This is a genomic window from Acinetobacter kyonggiensis (assembly GCF_900107285.1).
GTDB lineage: Bacteria > Pseudomonadota > Gammaproteobacteria > Pseudomonadales > Moraxellaceae > Acinetobacter > Acinetobacter kyonggiensis.
The window spans coordinates 1-16,124 of sequence record NZ_FNPK01000039.1; the positions used below are offsets into that span (position 1 = coordinate 1).

General features: G+C 36.9%; 14 protein-coding genes. 6 read left to right on the forward strand and 8 right to left on the reverse strand.

Going from position 1 to position 16,124, the window contains the following annotated elements; genetic code table 11:
• Window positions 1–747: IS3 family transposase (locus BLV99_RS16790; RefSeq protein ID WP_092692740.1), on the forward strand; the 747-nt coding region annotated here is incomplete at its 5' end.
• Between the two features lie 17 nt (window positions 748–764).
• Here BLV99_RS16790 and BLV99_RS16795 read toward each other — a convergent pair.
• The 4 genes from BLV99_RS16795 to BLV99_RS16810 all read right to left on the reverse strand — a co-directional run bounded on the left by BLV99_RS16795 (window position 765) and on the right by BLV99_RS16810 (window position 4,293).
• A complete protein-coding gene (locus BLV99_RS16795; protein ID WP_092692742.1) occupies window positions 765–1,109 on the reverse strand; it encodes a hypothetical protein in 345 nt (114 codons plus the stop codon).
• A gap of 370 nt (window positions 1,110–1,479) precedes the next feature.
• Window positions 1,480–1,725 carry a hypothetical protein gene (locus tag BLV99_RS16800; RefSeq protein ID WP_092692745.1) on the reverse strand — a complete coding sequence of 82 codons (246 nt, stop codon included), beginning with the start codon at window positions 1,723–1,725 and terminating at the stop codon, window positions 1,480–1,482.
• An 898-nt stretch (window positions 1,726–2,623) separates the two neighbouring features.
• Window positions 2,624–3,952: a type II toxin-antitoxin system HipA family toxin gene (locus BLV99_RS16805; RefSeq protein ID WP_092692747.1), complete on the reverse strand. Its 1,329-nt coding sequence runs from the start codon at window positions 3,950–3,952 to the stop codon at window positions 2,624–2,626.
• Window positions 3,946–4,293, reverse strand: a complete 348-nt coding sequence (locus BLV99_RS16810; RefSeq protein WP_092692749.1) for a helix-turn-helix transcriptional regulator — start codon at window positions 4,291–4,293, stop codon at window positions 3,946–3,948. The genes BLV99_RS16805 and BLV99_RS16810 overlap by 7 nt, the downstream gene beginning before the upstream one ends.
• 501 nt (window positions 4,294–4,794) lie before the next feature.
• Here BLV99_RS16810 and BLV99_RS18790 point away from each other — a divergent pair.
• Together BLV99_RS18790 and BLV99_RS18795 are read left to right on the forward strand one after the other, a co-directional pair.
• Window positions 4,795–4,968 carry a hypothetical protein gene (locus BLV99_RS18790; protein ID WP_092692776.1) on the forward strand — a complete coding sequence of 58 codons (174 nt, stop codon included), beginning with the start codon at window positions 4,795–4,797 and terminating at the stop codon, window positions 4,966–4,968.
• A gap of 42 nt (window positions 4,969–5,010) precedes the next feature.
• Window positions 5,011–5,178 carry a DNA polymerase III subunit beta family protein gene (locus BLV99_RS18795; RefSeq protein ID WP_425283566.1) on the forward strand — a complete coding sequence of 56 codons (168 nt, stop codon included), beginning with the start codon at window positions 5,011–5,013 and terminating at the stop codon, window positions 5,176–5,178.
• A 298-nt stretch (window positions 5,179–5,476) separates the two neighbouring features.
• On the opposite strand, the gene BLV99_RS16825 is transcribed toward BLV99_RS18795, so the two are convergent.
• The 3 genes from BLV99_RS16825 to BLV99_RS16835 form a co-directional block, all read right to left on the reverse strand.
• Window positions 5,477–6,862 (reverse strand): replication initiation protein, encoded by a 1,386-nt coding sequence (locus BLV99_RS16825; protein WP_092692755.1) that lies wholly within the window; start codon window positions 6,860–6,862, stop codon window positions 5,477–5,479.
• A gap of 2,458 nt (window positions 6,863–9,320) precedes the next feature.
• On the reverse strand, window positions 9,321–9,908 hold the full coding sequence (locus BLV99_RS16830) for a hypothetical protein (RefSeq protein WP_092692758.1): 588 nt from the start codon (window positions 9,906–9,908) through the stop codon (window positions 9,321–9,323).
• Between the two features lies 1 nt (window position 9,909).
• Window positions 9,910–10,893: a ParA family protein gene (locus tag BLV99_RS16835; RefSeq protein ID WP_092692761.1), complete on the reverse strand. Its 984-nt coding sequence runs from the start codon at window positions 10,891–10,893 to the stop codon at window positions 9,910–9,912.
• Between the two features lie 1,956 nt (window positions 10,894–12,849).
• Here BLV99_RS16835 and tnpA point away from each other — a divergent pair.
• The 3 genes from tnpA (at window position 12,850) to tnpC (ending at window position 15,247) form a co-directional block, all read left to right on the forward strand.
• On the forward strand, window positions 12,850–13,233 hold the full coding sequence (gene tnpA / locus BLV99_RS16850) for an IS66-like element accessory protein TnpA (protein ID WP_058952467.1): 384 nt from the start codon (window positions 12,850–12,852) through the stop codon (window positions 13,231–13,233).
• Entirely contained in the window at window positions 13,230–13,565 is a 336-nt protein-coding gene (gene tnpB, locus BLV99_RS16855; RefSeq protein WP_067728626.1) for an IS66 family insertion sequence element accessory protein TnpB, read from the forward strand. Before tnpA ends, tnpB begins: the two co-directional genes overlap by 4 nt.
• Before the next feature lie 74 nt (window positions 13,566–13,639).
• Window positions 13,640–15,247, forward strand: coding sequence for an IS66 family transposase (tnpC, locus tag BLV99_RS16860; RefSeq protein WP_092692773.1), 1,608 nt, complete (start codon window positions 13,640–13,642; stop codon window positions 15,245–15,247).
• 696 nt (window positions 15,248–15,943) lie between these two features.
• On the opposite strand, the gene BLV99_RS18350 is transcribed toward tnpC, so the two are convergent.
• Window positions 15,944–16,124: hypothetical protein (locus tag BLV99_RS18350; protein ID WP_213030966.1), on the reverse strand; the 181-nt coding region annotated here is incomplete at its 5' end.

The following is a 16,124-nucleotide window of genomic DNA, read 5'->3' on the forward strand; positions in this document are numbered from 1 at the left end:
AAACCTGTGAGTGAATCAGATCTGAAGCTGATGCGCTGTATGGATGAGTTACATATGCAATACCCTTTTGCAGGTAGCCGTATGATGCGTGATTTATTGAATCGTCAAGGACATCATATAGGACGACGTCATACACGTACTTTAATGAAGAAAATGGGCATTAATGCGTTATATCGTAAACCAAATCTAAGTCAGGCCAATCAAGCTCACCGTAAATATCCATATCTGCTCAAAGGATTGGCTATTCAGCGCAGTAATCAAGTGTGGTGTACGGATATAACGTATATCCCTATGGCAAAAGGCTTTGTTTATTTATGTGCTGTGATTGATTGGCATAGCCGCAAGGTACTTGCGCATAGGGTATCGATTAGTATGGAGGTGGATTTTTGTATTTCGGCTTTAAATGAAGCGATTGAAAAATATGGATCACCTGAAATATTTAATACAGACCAGGGCAGTCAGTTCACCAGTGATGCATTTATTGATGTATTGAAATCAAATGGCATTCAAATCAGTATGGATGGTAAAGGTCGATGGATTGATAATGTGATGGTTGAACGGTTATGGAGAAGCGTTAAATATGAAGAGGTGTATCTCAAAGCTTATAGCAGTGTCACCGATGCGAAAAAGCAATTGAGTGCATATTTTGAATTTTATAATTTGAAACGACCTCATTCGAGTCTGGACAAAATGACTCCAGATGAGTTTTACTATGACCAGCTACCACAACAAAATAAGGTAGCTTAACTAGAGCAGAGTATCACTTATAAATAAGCTTTTAGTTGTTCAAACATGTGGGACCACCTCTGTTGGATACCCCTCACCTGGTCCTCTGTATACTGATAACCATTTGAACTATTATCTGTCAATTGTGAGGCTATTGTTTTAGGTGTTACGCCAGCATCCAATAATTTAGCTACTCGAGTAACGGTTTGCCCAGCGCGGGATGCAGGCGTTGTAAACTGATCTGCACGATCCCTTAAAGTATCACGGAAGCGTGGTTGAGCTTGGTTTTTAGCCGTTTTCATTGGGATAACCTTACTGTCAGGGGTTGATGATTTATCATCTTCGAGCATAAGTTTTACAGCGATTGGAGTTAATGAAGACATGGTTTTGCTCCTGAGGTTTGATGTATATTTGCTTCAGACACAATTTAACAACCATTAGCAATCCACCATATCGGAGAATTTTCTATTTTCCATTTTATTATTATATTTCAATACTATATTTAACAAAAAATGTTGAAAAATTAGTACTAGTAACTGAAACCTAGTAATTCATATCACCCCCATGTAATCCAATACACAAAATGTAAGCTTGTAGAAAAGCAACATTAACTAAGCCACAAGCACTTTTATAATTAAGAAAAAATATTTAGTTCAGCTAAATGTCTAAATAAACCTGAATTTATTACATCATCTTCTTTTTACATTCCAAAGTCACGCCACCTTAGTTACTCACTTTTAACGTGGCGCATTTTTAATATGAATTAGCATATATTTTGATTTTTTTCATTAAAAACAATATATTGTTTTTACTTGAACAGAATTTATCGAATGCAGCCTTGTCTTTAAAATTCTTTTTATCCTGAGCCTTCTGCCTGATCTTCGACTCCAGCCCCCCTATATCCCAATAAAATTTCACAAAGTGGTAGTGCAAAGCTTTAGAGAAGCTCACTCCATGAACTACGGTCGCCGTGTCACCTGCATGGGCTAGTTCACGCATAACCAAATATACAAGTTGGTCATATTAATTTGTTGATACGAACTCTTTGAAAACACCATCGTTTATAAGAATGTAATCATACACATCAATACATGCAATTACGTTAGAAGCTAAATTGGCTATTGCGAGTTTTCTGTCACCATAAATGGACGCTACAGGGTGTAGTGTTTTCATCTAGACTAATATCCCACTTCCGCCTATTCTCAATGAATAGTGTCGTGTCACGCTGCCCCGCCAGTACTATTTTTGAAACGGGGGGGGAGCTGTCCCCCTTCCTCATATTGCTTTCTTACAGCGAAATTTTACTGTAACTAATATTGAAAAAGGATGGATCTTCAGTGAAGGTTTTTATTGATTATAGGTATTCCCGCCATTCGACAAACTTGGTAGATAAATGAGCCCAAAAAACATCCTTAAAGTCTGACGTTTGCTTCATTATATTATTGAAGTATAATTTTACAATTTCCCTTAGGAATGTACTTGGTTGAAAGGCCCCCCGCCAAGGCATATGTTTCCCCAACGCATTCCACCTGTTGCCAATTTTTAAGATATGTCTCTGCAAAATTCAACCACATACAAATTTTAGATAAGAAACTATAAACTGCCCTGTAACACTGAACCTGTGTTTCGTGATTTAATCTGCAGCTGAATTACATAAAGCCTCATGGCCTTTATTTGTGAGGACAATACCAGAACTATCAGAAAAATCTCAATTATCACTGTGTTGAAAAGCTTAGATAAGTTTGCACCTTTCAAAAAAAATGAACATGGAAATTAGGGAGCTTCACAAGGCCTTAACAGAATTACAAGACAAGCATGAAAAAGTAGTCAGAACAATAAAAAGCGAATTCCAAGGGAAATAAAAAAGGCGATCAAATTTGATTTAATCGCCTTTTTTCTATTTAAATTCTAATCTTAAATTACCTTCCACCCTATCAATTAGAAAGTCTGGTACTTTGGCAGCGATAGCGAGTTTACGCCAGTTGGACACTACATCGATCGTATCTTGCAAAACTTTTTGTATGTGCTTTGGGGTGAAATTACGGCCTAATGTCTGAACAGATAGAATGTCTTCCAGTTTAAAATTCTTTCTTTGGCCATTCAAACTCATCCAATGAGAATCTATCCAAAAATTGCCTTCTTGGTAACTGTACGCAATATCATAAGCTGGTGCCAAAACCCATTGGCGGTCTTTCAAAATGAACGCAAAGTTTTTAGCATGATCATCTTGGTTTCGCGCAACAATATTAAAAATCATGCGTCTTAATAACTGATCAGCTTCAACAGCTGTCATTTTTAAAGCACGCAAAACCATGAATAATTCTTCATATGAGAATGAACCCGGTTTTTTAAAATCAACGTGCGCTATACCATTTAAGGTCTGCACATGCAGCTTTTCGTTGCCAATACGATCAAAGCGTTGGGTGATAAAATGCTGTCGACCTCCCTCGGGTAAAAGATGACAAGGCATCATTTCAATACCACACTTAACAGCCATTTGGTAGTAAACATACTCCATCGCACCATAACCAAGCGGGTCCCCGAAAGTTTCTCTCGTTTGATTCCGCTCAGTTACTCCATCAAATTTAACAAGATAATGTGTATAACCTTTGGGTACATTGGCTTGGCCTGAACGCACCTTAGTAAAGTCAGAATTAAAGGCCAATACAGCTTTTGGCCGCGCTCCACCCGCACTCGTACCTACCGACAACAGGGAAAGCATGGCATCTCTATCATCCAAGCCATTCCCCTTCAGTTCAGCCCCAAAATCATCCCTAGATGCAAGCACCTCTTGAGCGATACTTACGAGTTCATCAATTTGAACAGACTCATTGGCATTGAGTTCACCACGCGCCTCAGCAGGGATAAATTCAAGTGCTCCCATACCGCGTTTACCTGTATAACGCAGTCGCTCCAATGGGGTAATGGAGTCATGTGAGCGCCCTTTTCTTGCCAGCCAAGCATTGAGGATTCGATTACCAAAGTCATCAGGTAATGAATCGGCCAACATACCTGGCAAGCCTTTAAATGTATCTGGGTTTAGCCCGTAAAAGGTATAAGCATAATCTTTCCGCAAGGGCATCATGAGTGGCGCTAATTCAATTCCGGTATCTACAAAATCAGATGCATACATAAATGTGCCTACCCCATTATTAATGTCAAAGCTTAGAGCACCTACATCCTGATCCTTGTACACAATTTTAATTGCATCAATATTAGCTACCATCCTAAATCCTCTTTTGTAGCAACACTTACAACGTTCTCATCCTTATTCCCTGACGCTCTTGTGCGCTCATGCCCCTTCATCTTAAATATTTCTATAGGCGAAACTTTTTGAGTGGGAAGTAGATTTTCCAATTGATCCGTTAAACTTAATGCAATCAAGGTAGCCATAAGGTCTTCAACTTTGCCTTTACCGTGTTCTAATTCTTTTACAATATATCGCGAGATACCTGCCGAATTACCTACCTGCTCCTGCGTTAAGTTTCGATTCAAACGCGCCACTCTTAAGCGACTTCCCAACTCTACAGCCATTGCCCTTGGTGTGTTTAGGGTGCTAAATTTCATCTCAAAAACGCCTCTTTCTGCCCGCTTTGTTCAAACCATTCTATCACATTTCATTACTTACATTATTATGATTGATTTTTTGATCATTATTTATGTTTTTTCGTATTTAGGTTTATTTATTTGATCATTAAAAATATTTAAAATTAGCATTACAACTACCCCAATATATTTATTATTATGATCACTTTATTGATCATAATACAAATAATACCATCATTAAGTTTAATTTTTTAACTATAAGATTACCTATAGATAGAACACGAGACTTAATGAAGTATTTTCTATTTTATGATCACATTTTTAATCTTTATATTCTATATTTGATCTTTATGATCGTTTTTTTTATCACTAAATAAATTTGTAAAATAAAATTTTTACTCTAATTTCTCATTAAAAAGCATATTGAAAAAAGTAAAATTTCAACTACACAAAACTCTCTCATACTTGTCTAGATTTAGAAGTCGAGCTTATCACTCAACTAGAGCTTAATAAGGGGGATACATACAGCCCGGTGAAGCTACCATTCCTGCTCGTAAATTCTTCGATATTTGCAAGGCATTACAGCATCAATCATTTATCGATCTGAAGGTCAAAGATAACGCAAGATGCATCGTTAAAAGCAAGCAAATTAAATTTGTTTTAGACACAACTCCCACAGCTAATTACCCGCTTTAATACGGGAGAGCCTGTGAAAGCGAAATCACCAAAAATATCCGTATAAAAACATCTTCAGCTGAGTTTAAAAGGCCCTTTGAAAAAACAGCCTTCTGCATGGCTGTGCAAGGTGTTCGTTTTTATCCCACTAGAACCTTACTTGAGGTTGACCAAAATATAGTTAGGGCTATGACAACTAATGTACATCGATTAGCATTTTGTGAGACCTAGGCAAATACCAATAATCAAGCGTAGATCCAAGCAATCATTCCTAAAAAGACTGTTGTTGAAATCCAGAGACTTAGCAGCCAAGATGAGGCTGTTGAATATATTGATGGTATATACGATAGCGATGAATTAGAAATCGTATTTAACTCCCAATATCTATTTTTTGTAGTGAGGAGTTTTCTGAGTTTTACAAAATAGCTCGGAACTTATGTAGCCACTCTCTTCTCTAAATATTGATAAGAACGCTGCATATTAATTCGGAATGCTAAAAACTGTACACCCAACTTCTAGTTAGAGTGTGTCAAAATGGCAGCGTGTCCTCCTCATTAGCCTCTAAATCAATCTCAACTGATTGTCCTTCAACAACAACACCCGGTGTCACTGAAATTTTTGATTTAGAGGGCTTCTTCTCAATATTTCTCGCTTTACGAACTTCTAAAACTTTCTTTACAAGATTATCTTTAAATTCTGGATTCACAATATCATCCCCAGCACCATCAACAAAATCAAGAAGGCCTTGAAGATCATGCTCATTATCAGCTGATCTTTTCGCATGCCTCTCAACAAGGAAGGCATCAAGCTTACGACTCGAGAATCCTACAGCTGCTAAATAATCCCCAAAGTCAGCCACACGGTCATTATTCATTAGCAACTTAACAAGACGTGTAATAAAAGCTCTATCCTCCTCACCGTTATTTTTGTAGATAGATGCAAATGTCGTGTGCTGAGATAGCAATAACGCGAAATTTTTACGCTGAGCTAGCGACATGATAGGCTTATCAATTTTTTGTTTGGATACAGCAGCACTAAAATCTAAATCTCGGTTACTAAATTTGACTCTAAACTTATAACCAGTAACATTCTTACCTTTAAAAACATTATCAATCTGACAGCTTAAGCCAGCCTTTTCCTCCAGTAATAAAGCACATCTATCTAATACTTTCTTTCTAAAATCAATGTGTCTGGAGTAACTATCATCATCTATACCAAACAACTTCTTAAGCTTACTAGTTTCAAATACAACTTCAGTTTCACCGTTTTCATTCTTGTTATTTTGAAAATTTTTCATCTTGTGTAGATTTTCAAAAAGTACAATTGCGTAAGATTTTAAAGCACTAGCATTACCACTATCTTGGATCTTTAAAACGTTCTCTAAGAAATACCAAGTAAAGTCATTCCGCTTCATCAAGTAATCAATAATAGGCGCTGGGAAACCAAATTCAATAACAGACTTATTGTATTGAATGTAAGCAAAATAGCCTGACTCTACCAGACGCGTGCGTGATACATCTGGGTATCTAAAATACCTTTGATTTAATCTAGACACTGAATTAAACAAATCACGGTAGATGTTCCCGTTGCGTCGAGCTTTGCTGTCTGAAGGCATTCGCCAAATTTGGCAGAAGTTTGCAATAGGGATTGAAAATACAGTATTAGCTGTAAAGACATCTCCACGCTCTTTAAGAATATGCGCTGCTAATAGGGCAGTTGATAAAACCTGAACATCTAACCCATTTAATGCCAGTCCATCCTCGCCAAACTCTTCCATACCTAAAATAGTATTGTTTTTTACAACAATTGCGACCCTCTCAAGATCATGCAACTCTAATGTATACTTTCGCAAAGGATCTCTATTTACCGCTAAATCAAGCCTTGATTCAGCGACTTGTACTTCCTTATCTGCCATATTCTACTGCCGAGATACTACGCTGCGTAGCTAACGTGTACTTTACTTATTTTCACAGTGGAAAACATTCTAAACTTTTCCACCGACCCAATACGAATATAATTTTTAAATTTAAAATTATCCACTATGTTTTAATAAAAAATGTATTTTTTGACTAAATCACGAGCATTAATCTGAATTAAGGCCCAAAACATAAGTCATGACTGTTAAAAAATACTCAATTTAATCTAAAATCACGCCAATTTTAAGTTTAGACACCAATTATACTAAACCATATCAACGTGATGTGGATAATATTGTTGATATGCTGTGGATATGCTGTGGATAACAAAATTTATACTGTAATTAATTCCACCCTTTTCTGTAATTTTTTCTACTCATTACTGTAATTAATTCCACCCTTTTCTGTGATTAATTCCACTTATACCCCATTTTTTCTGTAATTAATTCTACTTTTAAAAAAAATACATAAGATATTATATATATATTTCATAAAGATACATTAAAAGTAAATCAGTCTTAACTAAAGAGATAACAGATCAATAGAGTTATTAACTTGTTATTACAGGACCATAATTTCAAATCAATTAAATCTTACAAATTTAAAATTTCATACAAATAAATTCATTAGACCTCATAATTAAGCATCTTATCAAAAGATAGAATTGTAAGCAGAATGTATAAAGATACTTTAAAAAGATTGATTGTATGTGATAGATAAAACTATATTTTAACTATAATATTAAATTAATCAAATATTTAGATAAAAATTATCTTACTGGAACCAAAGTCAATCTTTATTAATTTACATAAAGTTAACTTCAATCTAGTAAATTCAGGCAAAAATCCACTTAACTCCATGAATTATAAAGACACTCATACTTGTCCACTCTTATTGATATTTACTATGTTTTTTTCTACTTATGGAACTTATATTTACATAACAGAGGAAATAAATTGCTATATGTGATTGATTTATAAAATAATATTATTGAACATAAAATAGATCTAAATAGGAACTTAAAATTATTATTGTGCTCTTATATATAGATGAATTAACGATCATTTTCATGGTTTGTTTCAATTAAGCCTTTGATTTATAAAGACGCTCATACTTGTCCACTCTTATTAATTGTTACTATTTTTTCCACTTAAATCGAAAATTTTTGTTAAATATTAGACAAAAATAATCATAAGTCATTGATTTTTAAAAACGCTCATACTTGTCCACTCTTATTAATTGTTACTATTTTTTCCACTTAAATCGAAAATTTTTGTTAAATATTAGACAAAAATAATCATAAGTCATTGATTTTTAAAAACGCTCATACTTGTCCACTCTTATTAATTGTTTCTGTGTTTTTTTCCACTCTTAACTTTATATTCAGCTTCAATACTCTGAAATCTTACAACATGATCAATAGGTGATGTAGACGCTCATACTTGTCCACTCTTATTAATTGTTACTATTTTTTCCACTTAAATCGAAAATTTTTGTTAAATATTAGACAAAAATAATCATAAGTCATTGATTTTTAAAAACGCTCATACTTGTCCACTCTTATTAATTGTTTCTGTGTTTTTTTCCACTCTTAACTTTATATTCAGCTTCAATACTCTGAAATCTTACAACATGATCAATAGGTGATGTAGACGCTCATACTTGTCCACTCTTATTAATTGTTTCTGTGTTTTTTTCCACTCTTAACTTTATACCTATGCAAATGTTTTGGATTTTGGTCAGCTGATTAATAAATGATTCGGACGCTCGTACCTTTCTACTCTAGAATAAAAGCAGTCCATATATTGAATGTATAATGTAATTACAATAAATGCCCAAGTCTTTGGTCTATTTCTTCGATACCGCTTGAACATCCAGCTGCCAATATCTCCTCTCGAAATTTACTTAACCTAGCACCGAAGATTTCCGTTCCAGTATTTACATTTGTAAGAATGATGTCGGTATTGATTATGTGCAAGGATTGCATTTCTAACTGGCCTTCCTTTAAACGAGCATCATAAGTCTACCAAGTAGTGCTAATAAGTGCTTTACTTTAAATGTTTTCAGCTAAAGGGTATTGGCCTGTAATTCCTTCAGTGAAGTGTTCAAAATCCAAATGGTTTACTTGATCTTGAGCGAACTTACCAAGTTTTTGAGCATATGAAGCTTCAAATCCTAAACAGTCAGAGAATATATCGCTTAACCAAAATAGCAATTAATAAAACCTTAACAACCGCAAAGACCGTGATAGGCCCCATATCTTAAATACAAAAGCACTTGATCTAAAACTACAGCAAGCTCGTAGAAGTCGACTGTAGATTGACCACAATTTTGTTTCCCCAACAAAACTTTGTGAAAGTAATGGAAGACAAACACAAAAAATAGCACGATAAAAAGAGACTAAATATCGTGCTATTTTTTAGATATAAAAGTTTGGCTTATGAAGCTAAAGAATTACTATTTCTTAAATGCCTTTCGATAACGTTTAAGTAATGCAGGTGGTAGCCCATTTTCTGCGTAGTAAGCATATAGCAAATTATGTAATTCAAACATCGTTAAATTATCCCGCTTTGCTTTGATATTTACTTCCATTGATATATCACGCGGAGCAGCAAATGCAATTTTCCCAAAATCTTCACGTTGCTTATGTTTTACTTGGAACTGAGCTAGAAAATCAACACCACCATTTTCATTTAGAACAGCAATTGCATCCGTTTTTTCTACATTATTTTTCAACTTAGCAACAGATTCGTCATTGGTTGTAGCACTTGTCGCAATCACTTCGTTTCGGGTATCCCCTTTTATCTCATTGTTGTTTTCTGTAACTTGTAAATTCTCTTCTCCAGCTTTTGAATCAGCAAGTTTCATCATAAGTTCAGCAACGTTTTTTTTTGCATCACTATGTGCATCAGCAGGCCTAGTTTCCTCTATTTTATCCTGATAACCTTTAACTTCGTTATTAAGAGTAGCTGTAGCAACAGCACCGTATCCTGTTAATCTAGTACTTTGCGCAGGAGTTTTTTTTGAACCTTTAATTGCAACCATTTTAGCTCTCCAGACTCAATTCAATATCGTCATAAATTTGACCAACAATCTCAATAAATGCTTCTGAAAGTTGTTTAGCAACTTTTGTTGTATATAAAGTTGTTATTTGCTTAGTACTTGTATTGGCTGCAATTTTCTCTGAGCGACGAACACTGTTATCAAACCAACGGAACTGCACTTCATCTTTAGCATCTTCTAGTTCTTTAAGGCCTGAACCACTCTTTTCTACACGATTTGCTAAGATACGATATTGGGTTGAAACGATACTTTTCCCCATGTATTTCAATGAGCCTAAAAAAACCATTAATGGTTGTGCATAAGCAATCATTTTATTTAAATCAAGATTTGATGTACCAGTTGGAACAATAACTAAATTGCTTGTATATGCAGTTGTTATATGTGGCTTACCTGATACACCAAGTTGTCTAATATCAAAGTTTGCAGATGCATCAATTTTCAAACCTGCCGTGTCAATTACTATCAAGTCAAATTCTTGCTTTTCGGCAATCCCTTGAACTAACGTGGCATTAAAAACGGAGGGGGAAACTTCCAAGCAATCAATCACTGGCTCTGATGCCCTCTTGAAATCCAAGACATTTTGCACATCAACGCCTTGCTGGTCAGCATTTTCTATTTCAGCATTGATTAATACTCTTCGAGCTTGAACAACAGCAGACGAACCTTTGGTTGGGTCAACATCTAGTAACAATACACGGAAGCCTAAATTGGCAATCAACTGCATGACACATAAACAGCTCGTGGTCTTCCCACTACCGCCTTTCTCTGAGCAAAAGGAAATAATAGGAGTTCGCCCATGTTCCTCAATTGATTTCTTACTAACAGATGCAATTTTATTTTTTAGTTCTTCTACGCCAAATTCTTTAATGAAGTTAGGAATAAATGTTTCGCCCATATGCATTTTTAAATCATACACACTGGTTTCATAACCTGCCGCAATATTAGCGTCCAATTCAAGCGAATCCATCTCGATCTCCGTTTAATAATCAAATGATTTATTACCAACGAAATATTTGCATTTTTACCTAAAAGTTGCAATATTTATTTTATGATTAAATCAAATTTAGCCACAAATTTGGAATTTTTAATTCAAATTTTATTTGTAATCTATTGATTTAAATTTCTGTTTTATATATATTTTTTTATTTAAATTATAATAATTATTACAATGATTGCAATTCTTACAATTGCAATCATTAAAATAATAATTATATTTATTAGAATTGTAATAATTGGTGAAGAAACACAAACACAAATCAAATACGCACAACCTATTATTTTTTAATTCTCACCTGCCGCATTCTGACTTTTTGACATTCGATAAAATAACCTCGACGACCTTTAAATTGGAAAAAACCATGAAAGCAAAAATTATCAAACTGCTTATATTTACAACACTTGTAGCATCAGCAAACTTCACACAAGTCTCCACCCCTTCCAGCGAACCAAAGGATAGATTTCCAAAATGGTAATATAAAAGAAATCCAAAATACCCAAAAGGAAGGAATGTTTGCTTGTTGTTAGAGAAAAATGGCAAAATAATTGTTATTTATCATACGCCAGACAAAATAAATTCATTAAAGGTTCGATATACGAATTAAAAACAAAGAAGCTGAATTCAAATCAACATGCACTTGACTCATTAACATATGCATCGACAGATTTAAAAAATTTAGTGCTTGGTCTCAAGCCAGGAGCTACCATAAATACACCAATGGGTACAAGAATATCCAATGGAATCAAAGTGATATTCTTGATGCTTTTAAATTGGTAGATAGCCTAAAAGGGGGCATAGAAGGAACAGGCTTACATCAAGCTACCTTTTTATACTTTACTATCCCAACTGCGTTTGGTGTCACAATACTTTTGATAAATTAGACCCGTATATTGAAGGCGGATATACCATTAAATGACTACCAACAGTAGCGTGAGGTAAAATAAACTCCACACCCCCAATTGCTTGCAGAAGGTTTCAGCAAACCTAATGAGGCTTTCTCTCCATCCAACCCACTACGCAGAACATTAAGGATATTGACGCAAACCCGCAATTCTTAATGCTGACCATAGCAAGGCTCTTCCGGGTCAGCAACCCACTATTTCATTTAGCCTGCTTTTAAACAATACAAATGGAAAGGTTACGCATATTCAAGGGCTCAGCGAACACCCAGTCATTGGGCTAATGTTTTGCACAGAAAGTAAATAAGGGCGGCATTATATGAACCCCCTCCCCCCAAAACCATCCATGCTCGCCAAAATCCAAGATGTGAAAAATTCGCTTTACATCTTCATAGTTTCCAGATCCCTTTTGACTTACAGGGGGGGGCAGGCTTAGTATTACTAGAAAATCATGCTAGGTTTACAGAGATTACTTTACAATTTACTGGTTTTTAATGCTTAGAAATCAATTCTCTTGGTGAGATCACTTTAAGTCGCAAAATTTTTATGAGACATCATAATCATACCAACATAAAAGAAATCTTTTTTGCAGCATTATCATATTTAATTGAGCAAAATTCTCTGGGGAAAACTAAGGATTGTGTATGTTTGTACAAGATTTAAGGGTAAACATTATCTCTACTTGGCAAACAATTTTTGCAAAGCGATTCAAATAAATTATACGCAAAACCAAAATCCCGCTCAACATCAAGACAATTTTACGAAACGACGTCTTAGCAAGAAGGCGAAGCTCGCAATAATCGAGATTGCAATACTTGTATTAATAGAGCTTTCAGGGGTAGTTCTTTTTAATGCACATTCAAAATCGAAACCTACCTCACCAACACTCCTAAATGCTCAAGAAATAGCATTCCAACAAGATGAAATTTTAAATAAAGTATGTAAGCGTCCGCTGAACACACCTTATGAATTCATCCTATAAGCCTTAATTTAGTCCCCACTTAAAAACAAGTGGGGACTAAAATTTATGACTACGAATCACCAGACATCCATCGCATCTCTTGCGAAAAAACGAAGAACATACAGTGCTGAATTTAAACAGCAGATCGTTCAGGCTTGTAAAGCACCGGACGTTTCAATTGCTTCGGTCGCTTTGCAACATGGATTGAATACAAATCTTGTATCCAAATGGATTCGCTTAATTGATGGTAAGCCAAGGAATGATCGCTCACCACTACCGAATAAACCTGCATTTATTGCCTTATCTTGCTCTGCACCATTAGATCCTACTCCTACTGACATGTTAACGGTTCAAATTACTTTACCCCACTCAAAAGCAGAAATTGGCTTGAAATGGCAAGTATCAGAAATATCTGCTTTAGCAGAATTACTCAAGGCACTGGCAACATGATCCGCATTGATGAAATCTGGCTTTCTACCCAACCTCTGGATATGCGAGCAGGGATGGATACTGTCATGGCTCAGGTGGTGAGAGCCTTTGGCTACATTAAACCGCATTGTGCTTACCTGTTCTGTAATAAACGTGGCCATCGCATGAAAGTGCTGGTACATGATGGACTGGGCATCTGGCTGTGTGCCCGGCGGTTGGAACAGGGAAAATTCCACTGGGCGCAGGTTCACCAGGGTGAAAGCATGGCGATCAGTCCGGAACAGTTACAGGCACTGATCCAGGGTTTACCTTGGCAGCGCATTGGACGACAGCAGGTGGTGACGATGCTCTAAACTAGGCTGGTCCATTCTACTATTCTCCAAACGTTCTATTTCCTCTGCGTCATGACCTCAGGCATACTTCGGTCATGAAAATGCTGCCCGATTTAAGCCAACTGACCCATGAACAACTGCTGGAATTTACCCAGCAGTTGGCAATGCAGCATCAGTCTCTGGCACAATCAAATCAAGAATTAGAAAAATCAAACCAGCAATTGGATGCCAAAGTTCAACATCTTTCCATTCTCACGCAAAAATACGAGCATGAGCTTGCACTGTTTAAACGGCACAAGTTCGCCCAAAAGAATGAACACTTAACGGCCAAACAAATCCATCTCTGGGATGAAGCAGTCGAAGAAGATATTGCCGCTGTTGATCTGGAATTAGAACGATTAAATGCAGCTAAAACCGATGCACCCGCGCAGAAAGCCATAGTAAATAAACCTAAACGTCGACCACTACCTGATCACCTGCCAACCCTCCGTATTGAGCATGAACCTGCATCGACAGAATGTGCCTGTGGCTGCCAGTTACGTCGTATCGGCGAAGATATCAGTGAAAAACTGAATTTCAGACCGGCACAGTTCTACAAGGAACAGCATGTGCGTGGCAAATGGGTCTGTGATCAGTGTGACACCCTGACTCAGCAAGCGATGCCTGCTTATGTGATTGATAAAGGCATTGCCAGTGCAGAATTGCTGAGTCATGTGCTGGTGTCCAAATATGCCGATCATTTACCGCTGTATCGTCAGCGCCAGATTTTTCTACGTGCGGGAATTGATCTGTCCAGATCGACATTATCTGACTGGATTGGTCGCTGTGGTGTGGAACTGGAGCCTCTAGCCAATGCCTTAAAACAGGTGGTGCTGCAGCAGCGTGTGATCCATGCAGATGAAACCCCGGTCACCATCATGCAGATGGGTGATGATGAGAAAAAACCGAAGAAAGGTTATGTCTGGGCCTATGCCACCACCCAGGATAATCCGGTTCAGGCGGTGATCTATGACTTTCAGGATAGCCGCTCAGGTCAGCATGCTGAAGAGTTCCTGAAAGGCTGGCAGGGTCATTTGGTCTGTGATGATTACAGTGGTTATAAAGCACGCTTTAAATCTGGTCAGATCATTGAAGTGGGCTGCATGGCACATGCACGTCGTAAATTCCATGAACTGCATGTGACCGGGAAAAGTCAGATCGCTGAACAGGCATTAGTGCTGATTCAGAAACTGTATGCGATAGAAGCAGAACTCAGGAAAAAGACGGATGGTACAGCGCCGGAACAACGCTGCGAATACCGGCAACAACATAGTCAACCGGTCATGCAACAACTATATGAATGGCTCAACCAACATCATCTGACGGTGCCATCAAGTTCAGCCACCGCCAAGGCAATCAATTACAGTCTGAAGCGCTGGCCAGCTTTAAGCCGCTATCTGGATGATGGCAATCTACCGATTTGCAATAACTGGGTGGAAAACCAGATGCGGCCTTGGGCCTTAGGACGCAAGAATTGGCTATTTGCAGGTTCGCTGCGTAGTGGTCAGCGAGCGGCCAATATCATGACTTTAATCCAGTCAGCAAAACTGAATGGGCTGGATCCGTATGCCTATTTAAGTGATGTGCTGAAAAGGTTGCCGACCCATAAAGTGCCCCAGATTGAAGAATTACTGCCACACCGCTGGAAACCTAAACCGAATTAAAAAATAGGCATGGGGTTCAGCGGATGCTTACTAAAGTATTCGCATATATTGGATTCATCGCTCAAAACTAACCAGCGATATGGGTTGTTTGACGGAGTAACCATGAAGAAATACGTGAATTAATAGATATGCAGGAAGAAATTTCTACGGAATCCCTTCAATTTTCCAATGCTTAGCTGTATGGAGATTCATAGTTGCGTGGCTAACATCTACCAATAAATCAATTCTAGAGGGTATAGGTTATGCCGATTACCTCTTATCCCCCACTTAAAGTGCTATTTTGCAATCAGCCACGACGAATTCAATTGGTCTGAAAAGCTTACGATATTAGCTCAGCTGGAAATACGACTGTCTTAAAAGTATAAACCTAAAGTGTGCAATTATTACAGAGAGCGGGATTGTCTGAGTATTAATAACTCAGATGAAGAACCTTTTCATATTTTCGGGCTCTCACTTAAAATTCTTACCTCTCCTACTCTGAGTTCTAAATTAGAAAATGCAAAAAAACTATGTTCTCATTTTCAATTGGCCAATATAAGCAGCCAAGACCCCCTCAGCACTTGTGACCCTATGGTTATATATTGCGATAAGGAAGTTGCCTGTTGAGTATTGCATCAATTTGATTACAAATATCTTGCCACTGATACTGATGAAATCGAACTTTTAGGCCAGTAGGAACTTTATTGACCAAGGAACTTATGCTTCCGATTTATGATTTTTCGCGCACCAACCCATAGCTATATTCAAATAAATCTCAATAAAGACACCAGTGTTTCTGCTTAGATAATTACCATAATGTTTATACTTATTACAATGATTACTGCGGAGCTGTGACTGCTTATCTGCGATCATAATTACGCTAAGTCTCACACTGATG

Bases quoted from the DNA above. Each gene is read 5' to 3' on its own strand.
- BLV99_RS16805 (WP_092692747.1), bottom strand. From the start codon at position 3,952: ATGGTAGCTAATATTGATGCAATTAAAATTGTGTACAAGGATCAGGAT.
- tnpC (WP_092692773.1), top strand. From the start codon at position 13,640: ATGAAAATGCTGCCCGATTTAAGCCAACTGACCCATGAACAACTGCTG.
- BLV99_RS16835 (WP_092692761.1), bottom strand. From the start codon at position 10,893: ATGGATTCGCTTGAATTGGACGCTAATATTGCGGCAGGTTATGAAACC.
- BLV99_RS16830 (WP_092692758.1), bottom strand. From the start codon at position 9,908: ATGGTTGCAATTAAAGGTTCAAAAAAAACTCCTGCGCAAAGTACTAGA.
- BLV99_RS16810 (WP_092692749.1), bottom strand. From the start codon at position 4,293: ATGAAATTTAGCACCCTAAACACACCAAGGGCAATGGCTGTAGAGTTG.
- BLV99_RS16795 (WP_092692742.1), bottom strand. From the start codon at position 1,109: ATGTCTTCATTAACTCCAATCGCTGTAAAACTTATGCTCGAAGATGAT.
- BLV99_RS16800 (WP_092692745.1), bottom strand. From the start codon at position 1,725: ATGCGTGAACTAGCCCATGCAGGTGACACGGCGACCGTAGTTCATGGA.
- tnpA (WP_058952467.1), top strand. From the start codon at position 12,850: ATGACTACGAATCACCAGACATCCATCGCATCTCTTGCGAAAAAACGA.
- tnpB (WP_067728626.1), top strand. From the start codon at position 13,230: ATGATCCGCATTGATGAAATCTGGCTTTCTACCCAACCTCTGGATATG.
- BLV99_RS16825 (WP_092692755.1), bottom strand. From the start codon at position 6,862: ATGGCAGATAAGGAAGTACAAGTCGCTGAATCAAGGCTTGATTTAGCG.